General features: G+C 62.4%; 17 protein-coding genes. 5 read left to right on the top strand and 12 right to left on the bottom strand.

Annotated elements, in window-relative coordinates; all coding sequences use genetic code 11:
• Positions 1-2 precede the first annotated feature (2 nt).
• The 4 genes from pdxS to NW848_RS08965 form a co-directional block, all read right to left on the bottom strand.
• Entirely contained in the window at positions 3-929 is a 927-nt protein-coding gene (pdxS, locus tag NW848_RS08980) for a pyridoxal 5'-phosphate synthase lyase subunit PdxS (protein WP_414510927.1), read from the bottom strand.
• A 28-nt stretch (positions 930-957) separates the two neighbouring features.
• On the bottom strand, positions 958-1,731 hold the full coding sequence (locus tag NW848_RS08975; protein ID WP_414510926.1) for a Uma2 family endonuclease: 774 nt from the start codon (positions 1,729-1,731) through the stop codon (positions 958-960).
• 184 nt (positions 1,732-1,915) lie between these two features.
• Positions 1,916-3,313: a hypothetical protein gene (locus NW848_RS08970; protein WP_414510925.1), complete on the bottom strand. Its 1,398-nt coding sequence runs from the start codon at positions 3,311-3,313 to the stop codon at positions 1,916-1,918.
• A 35-nt stretch (positions 3,314-3,348) separates the two neighbouring features.
• The gene (locus NW848_RS08965) at positions 3,349-3,978 is read right to left on the bottom strand and encodes a flavin reductase family protein (RefSeq protein WP_414510924.1); all 630 of its coding nucleotides are present in this window, start codon (positions 3,976-3,978) and stop codon (positions 3,349-3,351) included.
• A gap of 40 nt (positions 3,979-4,018) precedes the next feature.
• On the opposite strand from NW848_RS08965, the gene NW848_RS08960 reads away from it, so the two are divergent.
• Positions 4,019-5,248: a neutral/alkaline non-lysosomal ceramidase N-terminal domain-containing protein gene (locus tag NW848_RS08960; RefSeq protein ID WP_414510923.1), complete on the top strand. Its 1,230-nt coding sequence runs from the start codon at positions 4,019-4,021 to the stop codon at positions 5,246-5,248.
• Between the two features lie 69 nt (positions 5,249-5,317).
• Here NW848_RS08960 and NW848_RS08955 read toward each other — a convergent pair whose 3' ends face one another.
• The 4 genes from NW848_RS08955 to NW848_RS08940 are packed head-to-tail and all read right to left on the bottom strand — an operon-like array spanning position 5,318 to position 7,805.
• A complete protein-coding gene (locus NW848_RS08955; protein ID WP_414510922.1) occupies positions 5,318-5,947 on the bottom strand; it encodes a Uma2 family endonuclease in 630 nt (209 codons plus the stop codon).
• A 12-nt stretch (positions 5,948-5,959) separates the two neighbouring features.
• Positions 5,960-6,298 (bottom strand): P-II family nitrogen regulator, encoded by a 339-nt coding sequence (locus tag NW848_RS08950; protein WP_414510921.1) that lies wholly within the window; start codon positions 6,296-6,298, stop codon positions 5,960-5,962.
• Positions 6,295-7,041, bottom strand: a complete 747-nt coding sequence (locus NW848_RS08945; RefSeq protein ID WP_414510920.1) for a phosphatidylinositol-specific phospholipase C/glycerophosphodiester phosphodiesterase family protein — start codon at positions 7,039-7,041, stop codon at positions 6,295-6,297. The genes NW848_RS08950 and NW848_RS08945 overlap by 4 nt, the downstream gene beginning before the upstream one ends.
• Positions 7,038-7,805, bottom strand: a complete 768-nt coding sequence (locus tag NW848_RS08940) for a 3D domain-containing protein (protein ID WP_414510919.1) — start codon at positions 7,803-7,805, stop codon at positions 7,038-7,040. Before NW848_RS08940 ends, NW848_RS08945 begins: the two co-directional genes overlap by 4 nt.
• Before the next feature lie 285 nt (positions 7,806-8,090).
• On the opposite strand from NW848_RS08940, the gene NW848_RS08935 reads away from it, so the two are divergent.
• Entirely contained in the window at positions 8,091-8,354 is a 264-nt protein-coding gene (locus NW848_RS08935; protein WP_414510918.1) for a hypothetical protein, read from the top strand.
• Here the strand turns inward: NW848_RS08935 and NW848_RS08930 are convergent.
• A complete protein-coding gene (locus NW848_RS08930; RefSeq protein ID WP_414510917.1) occupies positions 8,351-9,802 on the bottom strand; it encodes a phytoene desaturase family protein in 1,452 nt (483 codons plus the stop codon). The genes NW848_RS08935 and NW848_RS08930 overlap by 4 nt on opposite strands.
• Positions 9,803-10,013: 211 nt before the next feature.
• Here NW848_RS08930 and NW848_RS08925 point away from each other — a divergent pair, with 211 nt between their 5' ends.
• Positions 10,014-11,060 (top strand): porin, encoded by a 1,047-nt coding sequence (locus tag NW848_RS08925; protein WP_414510916.1) that lies wholly within the window; start codon positions 10,014-10,016, stop codon positions 11,058-11,060.
• Between the two features lie 51 nt (positions 11,061-11,111).
• Positions 11,112-12,524: a dihydrolipoyl dehydrogenase gene (lpdA, locus tag NW848_RS08920; RefSeq protein WP_414510915.1), complete on the top strand. Its 1,413-nt coding sequence runs from the start codon at positions 11,112-11,114 to the stop codon at positions 12,522-12,524.
• Positions 12,525-12,753: 229 nt separating this feature from the next.
• Here the strand turns inward: lpdA and NW848_RS08915 are convergent, their stop codons facing one another.
• The 3 genes from NW848_RS08915 to aspS all read right to left on the bottom strand — a co-directional run bounded on the left by NW848_RS08915 (position 12,754) and on the right by aspS (position 16,848).
• On the bottom strand, positions 12,754-13,995 hold the full coding sequence (locus tag NW848_RS08915; protein WP_414510914.1) for a hypothetical protein: 1,242 nt from the start codon (positions 13,993-13,995) through the stop codon (positions 12,754-12,756).
• A 74-nt stretch (positions 13,996-14,069) separates the two neighbouring features.
• Positions 14,070-15,077 (bottom strand): 4-(cytidine 5'-diphospho)-2-C-methyl-D-erythritol kinase, encoded by a 1,008-nt coding sequence (locus NW848_RS08910; RefSeq protein ID WP_414510913.1) that lies wholly within the window; start codon positions 15,075-15,077, stop codon positions 14,070-14,072.
• Positions 15,064-16,848, bottom strand: a complete 1,785-nt coding sequence (aspS, locus tag NW848_RS08905) for an aspartate--tRNA ligase (RefSeq protein ID WP_414510912.1) — start codon at positions 16,846-16,848, stop codon at positions 15,064-15,066. Before aspS ends, NW848_RS08910 begins: the two co-directional genes overlap by 14 nt.
• 73 nt (positions 16,849-16,921) lie before the next feature.
• On the opposite strand from aspS, the gene sucD reads away from it, so the two are divergent.
• The gene (gene sucD / locus NW848_RS08900; protein WP_414510911.1) at positions 16,922-17,797 is read left to right on the top strand and encodes a succinate--CoA ligase subunit alpha; all 876 of its coding nucleotides are present in this window, start codon (positions 16,922-16,924) and stop codon (positions 17,795-17,797) included.
• Positions 17,798-17,852 lie beyond the last annotated feature (55 nt).

The following is a 17,852-nucleotide window of genomic DNA, read 5'->3' as shown; positions in this document are numbered from 1 at the left end:
CGTTACCACCCGCGCACTGCCATTAGTTCCTCTTCGGCAAGTCGGCGCACATCGAGGCTCGGCATCGCCTCGCCCAGCCCTTTAGAGATTTCCGCCAGCACTTCAGGTTCGCGGTAATAAGTCACGGCGTCCACGATTGCGCGGGCGCGTTTTTCGGGGTCAGACGACTTGAAGATACCTGACCCGACGAAGACCGCCTCCGCGCCCAGCCACATCATCAGCGCGGCGTCCGCGGGGGTCGCGATTCCGCCCGCCGAGAAGTTCGGCACGGGCAGTCGCCCTGTCTGGTGAATCTCCACCACCAAGTCATACGGGGCTTGCAGTTGCTTGGCGATAGCCATCAGTTCGTCTTCGGGCGCGCTGTGGATGCGGCGGATGTCGCGCATAATCGCGCGCATATGGCGCACCGCCTCCACGATGTTGCCCGTGCCTGCCTCGCCTTTGGTGCGAATCATCGCTGCGCCCTCGCCGATTCTGCGCAACGCCTCGCCCAAGTCGCGCGCGCCGCACACAAACGGCGTTTTGAAAGCATGCTTGTTCACATGGTGTTCCTCATCGGCGGGGGTCAGCACCTCGCTCTCGTCGATGAAGTCCACCCCTAACGCCTCCAGAATCATCGCCTCCGCGAAGTGCCCGATTCGGCATTTCGCCATCACAGGGATCGTGACGGCGTTCATAATCTCCTCAATAATCAGGGGGTCGGACATGCGGGCGACTCCGCCTTCGCGTCGGATGTCGGCGGGCACGCGCTCTAATGCCATCACAGCGACGGCGCCCGCCTCTTCGGCGATTTGCGCCTGCTCGGCGTTGACGACATCCATAATCACGCCCCCGCGCAACATCTCGGCAAGACCGACTTTGGTGCGCCAGGTGGCTTTCTGAACCTCGTAGCGGCTGCCTTGCTCGTGGGTCGGAACATGCGTAGCCATAGCTACGAGATTATACCCGAACGAGGGGCTATTCGGGAGTTCCCTGCTGGCGCAGTCGTTCGCGCAGCCGTTCCAACTCGGCTTGCAGTTGCTGGGCGCGCGCCTCTGCTTGCTCGGCGCGTTCGCGTTCCTGCTGCGCCTGCGCCTCCGCCTGCTCCCGCGCTGCACGCTCCTGCTCGGCGCGTTCGCGTTCCCGCGCTGCTTGCGCACGCGCCTGCGCCTCACGCTCCTCCCGCGTCAACACCAAGTTCCCTTCCCCGTCCCACAACCGCAACCACGACCACACACGACCACGATACTCCCCTACCCACACACCTAAATACGCACCCAACACCTCACTCCACAACCAACCACGCGCGTCAGGCTTTATCTGAACATAGCCCTGACCAGACATCCGATACCCCACCAACTCCCCAACACGACGGTCAAACCAAAAATACTCAGGCACACGAAACACTTTCGCGTAAAACCCCACATTCTTGTCCACATCCTTCCTGCGCGTAGAACTGGAAATAAACTCCACCACCAAGTCGGGATACCGACCGTCCTCCTCCCACACCACCCAGCTCTCGCGCGGCTTCGTGCCGTCCACCTCCTTCACAAGGAAAAAGTCAGGACCCTTGAAGCGGGGCTTCTTCTGGACGGTTTCGCCTTCGACATACTCCTCGATCTCTTTGGCTTGTTGGACGCTGTAGTAGATGAACATATTGCCGCCGCAGAAGTAGTTGTGGGGTGCGCCGAGGTGGTTGCGGACGAGTTCGTCGAGGAGTGAGATGCTGACGACATGCCAATCCGATTCCATTCGGTCTCCGTCTCCTGAGGGAAGTTTGAGTTGTTGGAGTTGCTGAAGCGACGCTTGGATATGTTCGGGAAGCGGTGTGGGTTCCGCCTGCCGTTGGGTGCGTTTCTTGCGTTTGGGTTCGGTAGTGGCAATCTGCGTCGCCATCGCATAGCAATTATACCCGCCCAAGTGGGCGTCCTGCGGTTCACTTCGTTCCCTGCAGCTCCTTGAGAAACCGATACCGCTCGGCGTAGTCATAGGGTGTTGCGAGGTAGCGGTTGGCGTGCGCGTGGTAGGCGGCGCGGGCGTCTTCGCAGTCGGGGTACTGTAGGGCGGTCTGGTAGCACTCGAGGGCGCGTTCGCGCAACTGCAGCAGGTCGCAGAGAAGCCCGCACTCGAACCATGCGCGTCCGCGCAGGTCGTCGTCGCTCTGGGCAGGCGCGGCGTTCGCCTGCTCGAACGCCTGCCGCGCACTTTGCAGGTCGCCTGCCCAAAAAGCGCAATACGCCCGCCCGTAGTAGCCTAACCAGAGGTCAGGGCGCATCTGAACCATCTGCTCGGATAAAGCCTGCACAATGGCGACACCTTCGCCGTCCATAATTGCCCAGCGCAGTCGGTGTTCCAACACCTCCTGAAGTGTTTCGGTGCGCGCCGATTCGGGCAACTGCGTGTGCAGGTACTCCCGCCACAGCATCTCGGCTTGCCCAAGGCTCATGCCGAATACCTGTTGGAAGGCGCAGTCTTCCTCGCCTCGGCGTAGCTGCGCGTAGAACTCGCGAAAACGCGCCAGCCCAAACTGCTCGATTAGGTAGAGTGTGAAACTGCCTGCCCAAGCGTAGTGGGCGTGCTGCCGCTCTTGGTCGTAGAAGCGCGTCCCGTCCAATAGGAGCAGAAGAGGACAGCTGGGAAAGTAGTGTAGGAAATAGAGCGCATAAGAGTGTACGGTGGTTGGACTTCCGTGATACTTGGCGGCTTCTGCAATCCCCTCCCGAAACAGCGCAGGCACGTCCTCGTTCCAGCACGCTGTGATGATGTGCGCCCACTCGTGAAGGAGCGTTCGGTAGAGCGCGTCCGTATCCTCACAGTAGACTACCGTTATACTCTCTGTCTCGTGTTGCGCCCAACCAGAATACCAGGCAGGTCTCCCCCACCGAATGTTTTCAAGCGATTCTGTGACGATGTAGACCGCGCCCAACCTGTTCGGCAGCGGCGTCTGCAAGTAGGTTTCCGCCTCGTGAAGCGCCTGCAGGGTGAGTTGGTGCAGCGTCTCACTGTGCGCCTCCAGCGTCGCCTCGTAAGCGAACAAGAAAAATCGCTCGCTGTCGCGGAAGCGCAGGCGCCGTCGGAAAAGATACTCTTGTTTGGCGACTCTGCCCACCCTCACGCCCACCCACACGCCCAAAAACGCCACAGCCACCCAAAACGCGGCATCGACCAATTCGCTGGAGATATACCGTCGCACCGCCGCCCAAAAGAGAACGCCTACAACAACAAGCAGCAGAAATTTCAACGCCTGACGCGCATGCCAAGTCCGTCGCAGCCGACGACGGATTAAGCGCCCCACTCTGTGCAAAACGCGAAGCAGGTAGCGCAAATCGTCCATAAACCGTCCCCCACCAGCACCAACAGTATACCCTGCTACTTCCCCGTGGGGCGCTCCATGCGGAACATGGCTTCGGGTGTGGCGCGCACATACCACGATTCGCCCATGCGCCCGATGTAGTCGGCGACGAGGTTGTCTACGATACCTTCGGGCTTGAGCAGCGTCTCGGCGATGTGGAAGCACAGCACCTCGCCAATCACATAGTTCGCGGCGACGGGACCCGTGCCGTGCGAGACGACTTGGAACAGCTTGCACTCCATCGCAATCGGGCTTTCCGCCACGCGCGGTGGCTTTACATACAGCGACGGCGCGCGAGTCAGCCCGACCTGCTCGAACTCGCTGATGCCGTACTCGTACTCGAACGAGGTCTGGTTCATCTTCTCGGCGAGCCAGTAGGGAGCGATGTTGACCACGAACTCGCCTGTGGCTTGCACATTGCGTAGGGTGTCTTTGGGGCGCCCGTCGCGGAAGTTGGTGCAGGAAAACACGACCGACACGGGGTTCGCCCCGCCCGCGTTGAAAAAGCTGAACGGCGCAAGGTTCGTACTGCCGTCAGGCGCGCAGGTGCTGACCCACGCAATCGGGCGCGGCGCAACACAGCTAATCAACAGGGCATACGCCTCGCGCGGACTCATTTCCGAAGGAACAAAGGTGCGCACCGCCATCGCCCCAAAAGATACCCGATTCGGCTATAATATGCCCGCTATGACGCGCACACGACTACGAGCGGGCGCTGCGAAAGTAGACATCACGCCCGATATTACGAAGATACGCATCCAGCTGGGCGGCTACAACGCGCGACTGAACATGCCGCCCACAGGCGTCCACGACCCGATTTACGCCCGTGCGCTCGCACTGGAGGTCGGCGAGCAGTCGGCGGTTCTCGTCGCGCTGGATCACCTGCTCATCCCGTGGAGCCTCACACGGAATGTGCTGCAAGCGGCGGGGCTGCAGTCCCCTCAACTGTTCATAAGCGCAAGCCACACGCACTGCGCTCCCGACTCGATGGGACTGAACGAGCGGATGCGCTTCCCGCTACCAGGAGTGGGCACATTTTTACCGGAGTTTCTGGCGTTCACGACGGAGCGCGTCGTGCAGACGATACGGCAGGCGCGGCAGCGCATGCGCCCCGCGATGCTTGCCATTACCGCCGCCGAGCTGCCGAACCTGAACCGCAATCGGCGCGGTAGGCGACTGTTAGACCGCACGATGACCGTCGCGCGACTGGACGACTCGCGAGGCGAGCCGCTCGCAGCGGTGGTGGTTTTCGCTGCGCATCCGACGATTTACCCCCATACGATGATGCAGGTCTCGGCGGAGTTTCCAGGCGTGGTGCAGACGACGCTAGAGCGCGCGTTGGGGCGCGGCGCAGTCGCGCTGTATCTGAACGGCGCATTAGGGGATGTCTCACCCGTTGCTGATGTGGGCAAAGACCACCACGAGCGCGTGCGAATCTACGGCGCGTCGCTCGCTGCACACGCACAACGCCTGCTACGCAACGCCCAGCCTGCGCTCGCGCGGCTGCGCGTGCATCAGCAGATGGCGCGTTTGCCCGAAGCGCAACCGCACCCTGAGTTCCGAGAGACGACAGGGCGCGACTACAAAGTGCCCGAATCGTTGCTGCGACAGTTGGTGCGGGAGATAGTGCCCGAAGCCGCGCCTGTAAGCCTGCTCGCGCTGGGCGACTTGCTGCTGGTTGGCTTTCCGGGCGAGCCAATTAGCTCGCTGGGGCTGCAGGCGCGCGAGTTGGGTCGCGAGGCAGGCTTTCGGTATGTTACGCCCGTCGCGCTTGTCAACGACTGGATTGGCTACATCCTCACCCGCCACGAGTACCTCAAGGGCGGCTACGAGGCGACGGTCTCGTTCAACGGGCCCGACGCGGGCGAGGCGGTTATGGGCGCCGTGCGGGCAGGGATAGGCGCACTACGCGGCTGAGTCGCTCGCTGACGGCTTCCGTACAGGCAGAGTGCCCGCGTTCCCCGCATGGCTCCACTGTCCAGTTCGTCATCCTGCGCGCGAATCGTCCCTCCGCTCTAACTCGTCCAGCACGGCGAACACCTCGGCAGGCTTGAGTTCCAGCCCTGCCAGCACCTGCGAGGCGACAACCTGTTCACCCGAAAACCAGCCCAGCGAACGATAATCACTCGCCTCACGCACTTGCACCTCAATCGCTCGCTTGTCTATATCCACCAGCCACACTTCGGGCACGCCCAGTGCGTGATAATCCTGCAGTTTCTCGCTCCAGTAGGTGTAGGTGTCCGACGGCGAGAGGATTTCAATCACTAAGTCGGGGGCGAACTCCAGGCGCGGCTGCTCTTGCAAGTGTGCCCAATCTTGGAGACGTTCGCGCGACAGGAAAAACAGGCCGGGCTGGCGTGTGCGCACAGGCGCACGACGAATCACAAAGTCAAATGGGGCGGTAAACAATCCACCCAGCCTATTGGTCGCAGCGAATGGCGCGATTTGCTTGATGAGTTGCGTCACAATTGCTTGATGTTTCAATCTCGGGCTTGCCAAAGGGATCACCTCGCCGTCGATGATTTCGTAGTGCGTCAGGTCTTCGGGCAGGTTCAGGTAGCCCTCCCAGTCTACAATCCAGCGTTCCGTAGTCGGTTGCGTGGTTGTGATAGCCATAAGACACCCCCATTAGAGCGCGGCTTCGCCGCGTTCGCCTGTGCGGATGCGCACGACCTCCGCCACATCCGCGATGAAGATTTTGCCGTCCCCGATTTCGCCTGTCTGCGCCGCCTCGATAATCGCGCTGACGACCTCCTCGACGCGCTCGTCGGGCACAACGATTTCGATTTTGATTTTGGGCAGGAGGTTCAGCGTGTAGGTGCTGCCGCGATACTTCTCGGTGTGCCCCTGCTGGCGTCCGAACCCGCGCACATCGGCGACGGTCATCCCGTAGATGCCGATGTCGTTCAGCGCCTCTTTGACCGCCTCGAATCGGATGGGGCGGATGATTGCCTCGATTCGTTTCATCGCGGCGTCGCTTTCAGTTTACCCCACATGAAGTCGCGCAGCGCATAGATTAGGTCTGTGCCGATTAAATCGACGCCTGCGTCCCAGAGGGCTTCCCACACGGGTGGGATGTCAGGTGCGCCCCAGAAGCGGAGTTTGTAGCCTTTTGCGTGCGCGCGGCGCAGAACCTGTTGCAGTTGCTCGCGTTCGGCGTCGGGGAACGCGCCGCGTCCGTTCCAGCGGAACAGTTTCACCCAACTGTCGCTGACCCACGGCATTAGCGTTGCGGGCGCGTTGCCGTCCAAGTCGGGCAGGCGTCCGTCGTAGCCGATGAAGCGCACGCGCTCGCGCCCAAGTCGCTCCAGCGCGACGCGATTGCCCGACAACACCGCCGTCACAGCGCGGGGGTAAACGCGCGTCCCCTCGTAGCGGGTTAGCAGGTCATCGTAGTGGGCAAGAGTCTTGTGCAGCGCGTCGTAGGTAGGCTGTGCTTCACTTTTGACATCGATGAGTAGGTAAAAGTGGGGCGCGTCGGGGTAGATGCGCCCGCGGAACTGGCGGGCGCGCTCGCGCAACGGCGCAAGGTACAGCGACTCCAGCGTGCGCTCGTGGCGCAACTCGTGCAGGTCGTGCCCCACCAGCAGTTGATCGCGCACCAGAAAGATGTCCGCCTCCACGCTGCAGAAACCGCACGCCAGCGCGTCCAGCAAGGGACGCTTGCGCCAGTAGTCGTTGTGGGAGTGGGCGCGGGGCAGGGGCATCATGAGGAGTCCTCGTCGGCGTCTGGGGGCGGGTCCTTAGCGTCTTCAGGTGGTTTAGGCGGTGGGGCGGCGGGCGCAGCGCGTAGGATATGCACGCGCACTTTGCGCCTGCCGAACTGCAACGCCTGCTGGCGCGTGGCGTAGCACAGGTCGATCTTACGCCCACGAATTGCGCGCCCTGTGTCAGCGGCGATTGCCATCCCGTAGCCCTCGATATACAACACTGTACCCAGCGGAATCACACGCGGGTCTACGGCGACCAGTCCGTAGCCTGCAGGTAGCCCTGTGGCAGTGCGTCCTGTGCCTGTGCCGCCGCCGCTGCGATGTGGGGTGTACGCGCTGGCGTGCATTTCGAGAACTTTCACGGTGCGGAACGCAGCGCTCCTCCCCACTGTGCCGCGCGAGGCGATATGCCCGTGAACGCCGATTTCGTAGATGCGCGGCTGCGGCGGCTCAATCACATCCTCACGCACCTTGACGCGCCGTACCTCCTTACCGTTGCGGTAATAGACGCGCCAAATGATATGGCTCTCGCCAGGCTTACCTTCTGCTTTCAGCACGCGATGGCGCGGGGGTAGACGCCGATTCACTTCAAACAGGGTGGGCGGCGGCGTCTGCACGCGCTCGTCCACAATCTTGACGATCGTACCTTTCGGGGCAGTGCGCGGCTCTTTGGCGCAGCCCAGCGCGCAGAGCGCGACTATGCCCACACCTACCAGCAGCCCGCGCCACAACCTAACCCAACAAGCGTTGTTTCGCTGTCGCATTCTTGCCTCCTTTGGCGTCCCAGTTCATGCCCCTATCGATATAGGCGCACACGCGCAAGGTCGGCGACAGTTGCTCTCACGCATTCGCCATCGACAGCGTACCTTATCGCGTGGAGGGTAGTATACCTGATTGAGGTGGCAAACTTTAGTCTCTCCCCGCATGCGGGAAGGGCGGGGGTAGAGGCAAGCCTTCCCCACAGGATCGGTCTACGCCTTGCGTCGCCCAGTTGCCCAGCATGCGCGTGGCGACTCCTGAGGTACACTCTGGCGCGGAGGTGATGAGCAGTGGCTTTCAAAGGTACCGTGCGTGGCTCTGTGATCGAACTGGACGAACCGCTGGTGTTGCCCGAAGGCACGCGCGTGCAACTTGAGATTGTCGGGATTGGCGACCCGCCGTTGCCGAAAGGCTCGCCGCAGTTGGTGTTGCAACTGCTGGCGGGAACGCTTACCGAAGAGGAAGCAGAGGCGATTCGCCAAGCGATTGCTGAAATGCGCCGCGCCGATTTGGAGTTTTGGGAATACAACATCTGGATTCCCCCAGAAGACTAAGCCTTTCGCCCCCAAGTGCCCAGAATGCGCTGGGCGACTAACTCTGCGGAAATCAGCGTCATCGGGATACCGTTGCCAGGCTGCGTGCTTGCCCCGACCAAGTAGCAGTTGCGGAACGGCGTCTGTACCGACGGGCGGAACGCCGTGGACTGGAAGAAGGTATGCGCAATCCCGAACGCCGCGCCCTGCCACAGCCCCATCGCCTGCCACTCGTGCGGGGTCAGCATCTCCACGAACTGCATCCGCTCGCGCTTGAGTCCGACGCGCTCGATGACCGTCTGCAGCACGCGCGGCGCGGCGGCGCGGGCGTCCTCGCCCGTCAGGTTCGGCACGGGAACCAGCACATAGAGGTTCTCACAGCCTGCGGGCGCGTCGGCGGGGTCTGTGCGATTGGAAAGGCAGGTGTAAAACGACGGGTCGCTGGGCACACGGTTCTCTTGAAACAGTTCGCGCAGGTTCGCCTCAAAATCGTGGCTGAAGTAGACATTGTGGTGCAGTTGGTGGGGCAGCGGCTCGGTGTAGCCGATGTAGAACATCAGCGCGCTGCACGAGTTGCGGAAGTTGCGCGTGGCGTAGGGCGTCGGCGGCAGCAGCTCGCGGTAAGCGGTCGGCGCGTCGGCGTTGATGACCACATAGTCGGCTTTGAGTACCTCGCCCGACGCGAGGCGCGCGCCCACGGCGCGCCCGCTTTCAATCAGCACTTCCTGCACGCGCTGGTTGAGGTAAATCTGCGCGCCTTCCTCGCGGGCAATCCGCGCGACGGCTTCGGGCAGGCGGTGCATCCCCCCGCGCGGATACCACACGCCCTCGCCCGACTCCATGTAGGTCAGCACGCCGTAGACCCACAGCGCGTCTTTGGGCGACAACCCCAGATACATCGTCTGGAACGAGAACAGCATCTGCAGGCGCGGGTCGCGCACATAGCGCCCAACGCGCCACCAGAGGTTGCTTAGCAGCCGATGGCGCAGCAACAGCCCGACTTGGTACGGCGTGAACAGGTCAGCGAGGCTGTCGTACTGACGACGCACAAACGCGGGCACGACAGCGTGGTACATCGCGCTGAGGTCTGCCATCAGGCGCAGGTAGCCCGGCACTTCGTTGGGGCTGATTTTGCGGGCGATCTCGCGCGTCATGCGGGCGATGTTCGGCGTGGAGTCGAACACCGTGCCGTCGCCGAAGTAGACGCGATACGACGGGTCAATCAGCGCGAGGTCGAGGTAGTCCTCCACGCGGCGGTTGAGGTCGGCGAAGAGGCGTTCCAGCGGTTCGAGCATCATCAGCAGCGTGGGACCTGTGTCGAATCGGTATCCGTCGCGGCGCAGCTCGCCGATGCGCCCGCCGACTTGGGGGCGCGCCTCGAACACGGCAACCTCATAGCCTGCGTTTGCCAGGCGCGCGGCGGTCGCCAGTCCGCCCATCCCCGCGCCTACGATAACGACCGTTTTCATACGCAGGAAAGTGTACCTAATGGGTGGGGTGTGTGCGCTTACTGCTCGCCGCGCAGCCGCTTGAGGGTGGCGACCTGCTCCTGCTCGGACACGACAGGCGTTGCGGTTTCGGGCATACAGGGATTATACCCGACTCGGCGAAACACACCTATAGCAGCAGGAAAGGCGTCCCGCGCGGCGTATCCCCCACAGCCCAAGCAAGGAGGCGACGATGCGAAGCAGGAAGCTTTTGGGACTTTTCAGTGGGCTATGCGTGCTGTTGCGCCTTGCCTATTCAGGTGAGGCGCTTGACGAGCGGGTGCAGCTGACAGGTGTGCTGCGCGTGCAGTGGGGCGATGTACAAGGCGATCAGGGCAGCGACGGGTTCAGCGTGCGCTTGGCGCGGCTTGGTGCGCGGTTTCAGGTCGACGAGCAGACCACGGGCAATCTTCAGGTGGAGTTCGCTTCGGGTGAGGCGGGACGCGCGGCAGACTTGCTGGACGCATTTGTTGCGTGGCGCCCCAGAGCGGAGATTACAGTTTTCGTGGGGCAGATGCTTGCACCGCTGTTTTACGATGTGCGCGAGCGGATTGTGATTCTTGACACGCTGGAGCGGGGCAACACGACGCGCACTCTCTTCGCGGGGGCGCGCCTGCGTGGGGGCTATGTCGCCTACCGCGTGAACGCACAAAACACGCTGGAGGTGGGCGTCTGGAACAGCCTCACCTATCGCGACCCGCAACTGAATGCGTCGGGTGGGCAAGCGGCGGTCGCAGGCACGCTTAGCTGGCGCTATTGCAGCGGCGACACGCAGTTCGCCATCGGCGGGCTGGTCGGTAGACGCCCCCGCCTGCAGGCGCGCGACGCGAACAACACCCCCATCGAAGTGCCCGACAGCGACCGCCGTATCTTCTACGCCGAACTGGAGCAGCGCATCCCGAACACACCGCTGAAAATCCGTGCGGACTACATCTGGGGACGCGACCGTAACCCAGCAGGTGGAACCGCGCCGCGATTCCTGAACCCCAGCGACCTGCAGACGGTGTTCCTGTACGCCCTCTACGAGCCGAACCCGCGCAACCAGATTGTGCTGGCGTGGGAGGACTTCGACCCGAACACCGAGCGCGGCGGCGATCGCCTGAAGACTCTCTCGCTGACCTATCACTACTTCGTGCAGGAGAAGGTGCGCCTCAGCCTGCGCTACGAAGGCAACACCGAAGAGCGCGGCAACCGCATCGCCAACGACCGCGTGATCCTGGCAGCGCAGTATCGGTTCTGACGCCAGAGACGCCCCCGCTGGGGTATACTCTCCGCCGTTAGGGAGGCACTTATGGCAACTTACGAAGCGGATGTGGTGGTGCTGGGCGCGGGACCAGGCGGTTATGTGGCTGCTATCCGCGCAGGGCAACTCGCCAAAGAGCATGGCGGCAGCGTTATCTGTATCGAACGCGAGTATTTAGGTGGAACCTGCCTCAACTGGGGCTGTATCCCCAGCAAAGCGATGATTGCCCACGCTGAGCGCTACCAGCATGTGCTGCACGCAAAAGAGATGGGCATCCTGATTAACGGCACAGTAGACTACGACTTCGAGCAGATGCAGGCACGCAAAAACAAAATCGTGCAGACCCTGCGCGGCGGGATTGGCATGCTGTTTAAGAAAAACGGCGTGCAGAGCATCGAAGGCACAGGCAAACTGATTGACCCCCATACCATCGAGGTCACGCGCCCCGACGGAAGCAAAGACCTCGTGCGCGGCAAGAATATCATCCTCGCGACTGGCTCCAGCGTGATGAAAATCAACATTCCTGGGCTGGAAGGCGAGAATGTGTGGACGAGCGACGATGCGGTGAACGCGCCGTTTGTGCCCGACAGTATGCTGATTCTGGGCGCGGGCGCGGTCGGTGTGGAGTTCAGCTTCGTGTTCAACGCGCTGGGTGGCCATGTCACGGTCGTGGAGATGATGCCCCACATCCTGCCCACCTTCGACGAGGAGATTGCCAAAGAGGCAGAACGCGCCCTGTCGAAGCAGGGGATCCAGTTCATCACGGGCAGCACGCTCAAGTCCGCCGAGCGGGTCGGCGACCGCTGGCGCTGCTATGTGGAGACGCCTAACGGAATCCAGCAGTTCGATGTGCAGGTGGTGCTGATTGGCGTCGGGCGCAAGCCGAATGTAGACGGCATCGGGCTGGAGACGGTCGGCATCCAGATGAACAAGCGATATGTGGCAGTCGACGAATCCATGCGCACGAATATCCCGCACATCTACGCGATTGGCGACATCACGGGAATTGCGCCGCTGGCGCATGTGGCGAGCATGCAGGGCATCGTCGCCGCCGAGAACTGCTTCGGCGCGGCGCGCAGGATGGACTACCGCGCTGTGCCGAATGTGGTCTACACTGTGCCTGAGGTGGCGGGCGTCGGGCTAACCGAGCAGCAAGCGCGCGAGCAGGGCTACGAGGTGCGCATCGGCAAGTTCCAGCCGCGCATCTTGGGGCGCGCGATGGCGGTCGGCGAGCGCGACGGGCTGGTCAAGGTGGTCGCCGACGCCAAGTACGGGCAGATTCTGGGCGTCCACATCTGCTGCAGCCACGCCAGCGACCTGCTGCAGGAGGCAGTGCTTGCCATCAAGCTCGAAGCGACGCTCGATGAGCTGGTGGACACCATCCACCCGCACCCGACGATGGTGGAGGCGCTGATGGAAGCCTTCCACGATGCGGCAGGGCACTGCATCCACAAAGCATAGCACGCGCCTTGCAATGCGGAAGCAAAGCGCGTGCTGAGGCTTGCAAGCCAACCACAGGTCGGGGGCGTCCGCGCATGTAGAGCGACACGGAGTGGACGCCGCAGGAGGAGGCGAACGACTGTCGCTTTTTGTGAAGTCTGGTTCGGCGATTGGTAAGTGCCTTCGCGCTATACAAGTAGCCCCCCACCCGCGCGGGGGCAGGGGGCTTCGAAGCGGTACTCCGTGCGGTTTATTCGCTGCTGCCGAAGCCGAACAACACCGTCAGCAGGTCAGCGTCGTCGATGATACCGTCGCCGTTCACATCACCGAAGATCATCGTCTGCGACGCTACCGTCGGGCTGCACGGATCGATGCTCCAGCCGCCTGCGCGATCGAAGGTGACCTTCAGCCCGTTGTCCCAGCGGCGCACGGTGATAGAGGCAATTTCATTGGACACAGGCAGAGTGAACCGTCCGTTCTCATCCAAGTAGGTGGTGAAGCGCGAGGTGAATGGGTTCTGAGGATCAGAGTCGTTGACCACCTCCACATCGACGATGTTGCGGCGGAGGGCTTCCTCGATTCCCTCGTCGGGGTCGCCTGCAGGATCGTCGTCAAACTCGAACGCGAGCGGGTCGCTTGGCTTCGCGCGGTTGCTTAGTGCGCCCATATCCACAGTGCCCGCGAAGTTGTGCGTGCCGCGAATAGCAAGGTAGAACGACCCCTGTGGCAGCCCTGAGAACACGGAACCCCCAGTGACGGCGGTGAAAGCGGTCGGGGGCGTTGCGAGGCGGAAGTAGCCACGCCCCGACAGCATCGAAACATTGCCAGGCGTGCTGTTGGCAATCAGGGGACCGATGTTCGCCAGGTTAATCGTGGAATTCAGTGTGTTCGGAGTAGCCGCCACCCAGAACGCCTTGGGCACTGGCAGGCTGGGACTCACAGGAACCGTGACCAGAAAGATTCCAAAGCCTTGCACAGGCGGAATGTTCAGAGTCAAAGTCGCACCTGCGATGGGCGTACCAGCCGCCGTACCGAATAGCCCATTCCACGGGTGGATGTCCAGTCGCAACTCTAAGGTTCCGCCAAAAGCATCCGTGGAGAGCAGGGCAAAGGTAATCTCGGAGATACAGGCGACGGGGGTCGTTGTATCGTACCCGAACTGACCTGGATCGGGCGCGCCGCCCAGCAGCACCACATCGTCGCCAAGAGTGCGTCCGCCTGTGAAGCTGAAGAACGACAAGCCGTACGCGCCAGCATCGTTCCAGCGAGCGAACATAGTCTGCAGGTAGACATACGGGTCGGGGGTTGACCCAGCGGGCTGGAAGTCGCCGCGCAGGTCGATTCGGTGGATTGTCGGGCGTCCTGTGAAGGTGACGGTGCGGACGCCTTCCTCGGTCAGCGTCGGCGCAGAAACTGCCTTCTGCGCAAAAGCGGCGCTTGTCAACGCCATCGTCGTCAGCGCTACCGCGCTCAGTAGAGTTAAGCCTTTCATGCTATGACCTCCTAAGGTGAGATTTGCCTGCCTATGGCAGGCTCCTTCAATTGTACCCTACTTCTCACGAAAAATCAACAGCTCCGCGCCCGAACTGCCCAGTAATTCTGTCGAATAAGCGCATTTGCGAGGGTTTTGGCGTGGTCTTCGGATTCGCAGAGGGCGGCTTGTGCCGCGCCGCTGCCGCACAGAATCACGCGCAGCGCGCCGCCCTGTTCCAGAAGCGTGCGCAGCTCCGCCAGCGCGGGGATGGCTTGCAGAATCGGCGTGTCGAAGTCGTTGTGCAGCAGTGGGGCGAGGTCGCGGGGCGTGCGAATGGTTGGCAGCAGGCGCGCGAGGCGTTCGGTGTGGTCGGCTCGTGCGTTCGGGCTGACTGCGCCGCGTCCGAGTTGTGCATACGCCCAGCCTGTGGGCACGCCGACCTCGTAGGGCTTCGCCAGCACCCACCAGAAGGGGGGCAGGGTCGGCAAGGGCTGGAGACGCTCGCCCTTGCCCGTTGCGAGGGCGCACCCACCGTTCAGAAAAAAGGCAACATCCGTGCCCAGCTCGCAGGCGAGCGCATAAAGCGCGTCGTCGGGGAGGGCGCGCTCGTACTGCGCCGCCCACTGGTTAAGCAGGCACAGGGCGCACGCGGCGTCGCTGCTGCCTCCGCCCAGCCCCGCCTGCGACGGGATGCGCTTGAGAAGTGTTGCGTGCCAAGAGTGTTGAACCCCCTCCGTAAGGTTCCCCCTGCAAGCAGGGGGAACCGAGGGGGGTTGGTTCCCCTCGCGAAGCGGGGGGAACCTCATGGAGGGGGGCAAATTCAACATCTCGCCAAATCGCCCCACCGCCTGCCACACCAGATTGCGCGAATCGGTCGGAATCGTCTCGCGCAGGGGCGCGCCGTCAGACGCCTCCACGATGTGAATCGCGCCCCGCGCAGGATTGAGACGGTCGGGCGGGGGCAGCTCCAGCGTCAGCGTATCGCACAGGCTGAGCGTGTGCATGATGCTGGCGACTTCGTGGTAGCCGTCCGCGCGACGCCCCAGCACCTCCAGCGTCAGGTTCAACTTCGCAGGCGCGTGCCCTTCAAGTCTCATCATCACACACAATCCGCAGGTGCAGTTCGCGGAGTTGTTCCTCACTCACGGGCGACGGCGCGCCGAACATCAAGTCCACCATCGCCGTGTTCTTCGGGAAGGCAATCACATTCCGTATCGTTTCGTCGCCTGCGAGCAGCATCACGAGTCGGTCGATGCCGGGGGCAATCCCGCCATGGGGGGGCGCGCCGTACTCGAACGCCTCCAGCAGATGTCCGAACCGCTCCTGAATCTCGGCGTCGGAGTAGCCCAGCAGGTGGAAGATTTTGTCCTGCAGGTCGCGCCGATGGATACGGATACTACCGCTGGCGAGTTCGTGCCCGTTACACACGAGGTCGTAGCAGTTCGCGCGTACCTTGCCTGGGTCAGTATCCAACAGCGGGATGTCTTCCTCGCGGGGCGCGGTGAACGGGTGGTGCGACGGGTTCCAGCGTCCTTCGTCTTCGTCCCACTCCAGCAGCGGGAAGTCCACCACCCACGCGAACGCCATCAAGTTTGGGTCTGCCAGTCCCAGCTCGTGCCCCATGCGGTGGCGCAGGCGGCTCAGGCACTCGTTCACCACTTTGGGCGCGTCGGCAACAATTGCTACCAGGTCGCCTACCTGTGCGCCTGTGCGCTCGCGAATTGCCTGCAGTTCCCCTTCCGAAAGGAACTTCGCGATGGGGGAGCGCACTCCGTCGGCAGTAAAGGCGATCGTCGCCAGCCCTTTCGCGCCGAACCGCTTGACAAACTCGGTCAGCTCGTCGATCTGCTTGCGTGAGTAGTCGGCGCAGTTGGGTAGGCAGAGGGCTTTCACCATCCCGCCCGCTTCTATCGCGCTTCGGAACGCCTGAAACTCTGTCTGGCGCAGCAGGTCGGTCAGGTCGTGCAGTTCCAGTCTGAAGCGCAGGTCGGGTTTGTCCGTGCCGTAGCGGGCGATGGCTTCGTCATAAGTCAGGCGCGGGAAGGGCTTCAGCACACGCTTGTCCGTGCAGGTTTCAATCATCCCGATGTAAAGTTCCTCGATGAGGTTCAGGATGTCGTCTTGGGTGACGAACGACATTTCGAGGTCGAGTTGGGTGAATTCGGGTTGGCGGTCGGCGCGGGGGTCCTCGTCGCGGAAGCAGCGGGCGATTTGGAAGTACCGCTCCACGCCTGCGACCATCAGCAGCTGCTTGAGTTGCTGGGGCGACTGCGGCAGCGCGTAGAACTTGCCTGGATAGAGGCGGCTGGGCACGAGGTAGTCGCGCGCGCCTTCAGGCGTGCTTTTGATGAGGATGGGCGTTTCGATCTCCAGAAAGCCGCGCGCGGAGAGGAAATCGCGCATATACTTCACGATGCGGTGGCGCAGCTCGAGACGCTGGTACATCGCGGGGCGGCGCAGGTCTAAGTAGCGATAGCGCAGGCGGATACTTTCGTCCACCTCCAAGTTCTCCTCGTTCAGTTGGAACGGCGGCGTTTTGGAGGGGCTGAAAATGTGCAGCGCGCGCGCGAACACTTCAATCTCGCCTGTGGCGAGTTTGGGGTTCTCTGCGCCAGGGCGTCGGCGGCGCACCTCGCCCTCAATCGCGACGCAGTACTCGACGCGCAGGTCGCTGGCGCGCTCTACCAGCGCCGTATCGATAGAAGGGTCAAACACCACCTGAACCAAGCCTGTGCGGTCGCGCAGGTCTACGAACACCAATCCGCCCAGGTCGCGGATGCGATGCACCCAGCCGTTCAGGCGTACCGTCTGCCCGATATGCTCTGGGCGCAGAATGCCGCACTCGTGCGTCCGCTGCCAAGTCGCCTTCATACGCGGGCAAGATTGTACCCGCTAGGAACCCGTGTATCAGGTACAATCTTCCCCGCGCAAGGAGCAAGACGCTATGGCTATCTTAGTCAACGCCGATTCGAAGGTGCTGGTTCAAGGAATTACAGGGCGCGAAGGGGAGTTCCACACGCGCCAGATGTTGGAGTACGGCACGAAGGTTGTCGCGGGAGTCACGCCAGGCAAAGGCGGGCAGGAGGTCGCGGGCGTGCCCGTGTTCGATACGGTTAAGCAGGCGGTGCGCGAGACGGGCGCGAATGTCTCCTGTATCTTCGTGCCTGCGCCGTTCGCCCCTGACGCCATCCTGGAGGCTGCCGACGCGGGCATCGAACTCATCGTGTGCATCACGGAAGGCATTCCCGTGCAAGACATGGTGCGTGTGATGAGTTATATCAAGCGTTGCACGCGCAGCCGCGTGATTGGACCCAACTGCCCTGGACTGACCACCGCCGAAGAGTGTAAGGTCGGCATTATGCCTGGCATGCTGTTCAAAAAGGGGAACATCGGGCTGGTGTCGCGCAGCGGCACGCTGACCTACGAGATTGTGTACGAACTGACGCAGGCGGGGCTTGGGCAATCCACCTGCGTGGGGATTGGCGGCGACCCGATTATCGGCACGACCTTTATCGATGTGCTGCCGCTGTTTGAGGCAGACCCGCAGACGGAAGCCGTCGTGATGGTGGGCGAAATCGGCGGCTCGGACGAGGAGATCGCGGCGGAGTATATCAAGCATCACATGACCAAGCCTGTAGTGGGATTCATTTCGGGGCGCACGGCACCACCAGGCAAGCGCATGGGGCACGCGGGCGCGATTATCTCTGGCGGCAAGGGCAGCCCACAGTCCAAAGTCGCCGCGCTGACCGACGCAGGCGTGCCTATCGCCGACACACCCAGCGAAATCCCCCACTTGGTCAAGCAAGCCCTGAAGCGGTAGTCCCATCAGGTAGAATCCTGAACGGCTCAACGCCGAGTCTAACCGATAGGAGGGA

The sequence above is a fragment of the Synechococcus sp. RC10A2 genome (assembly GCF_047502605.1).
The sequence above is the reverse complement of the archived record's forward strand: the minus strand, read 5'-3'. Positions and strand labels throughout refer to the sequence as shown.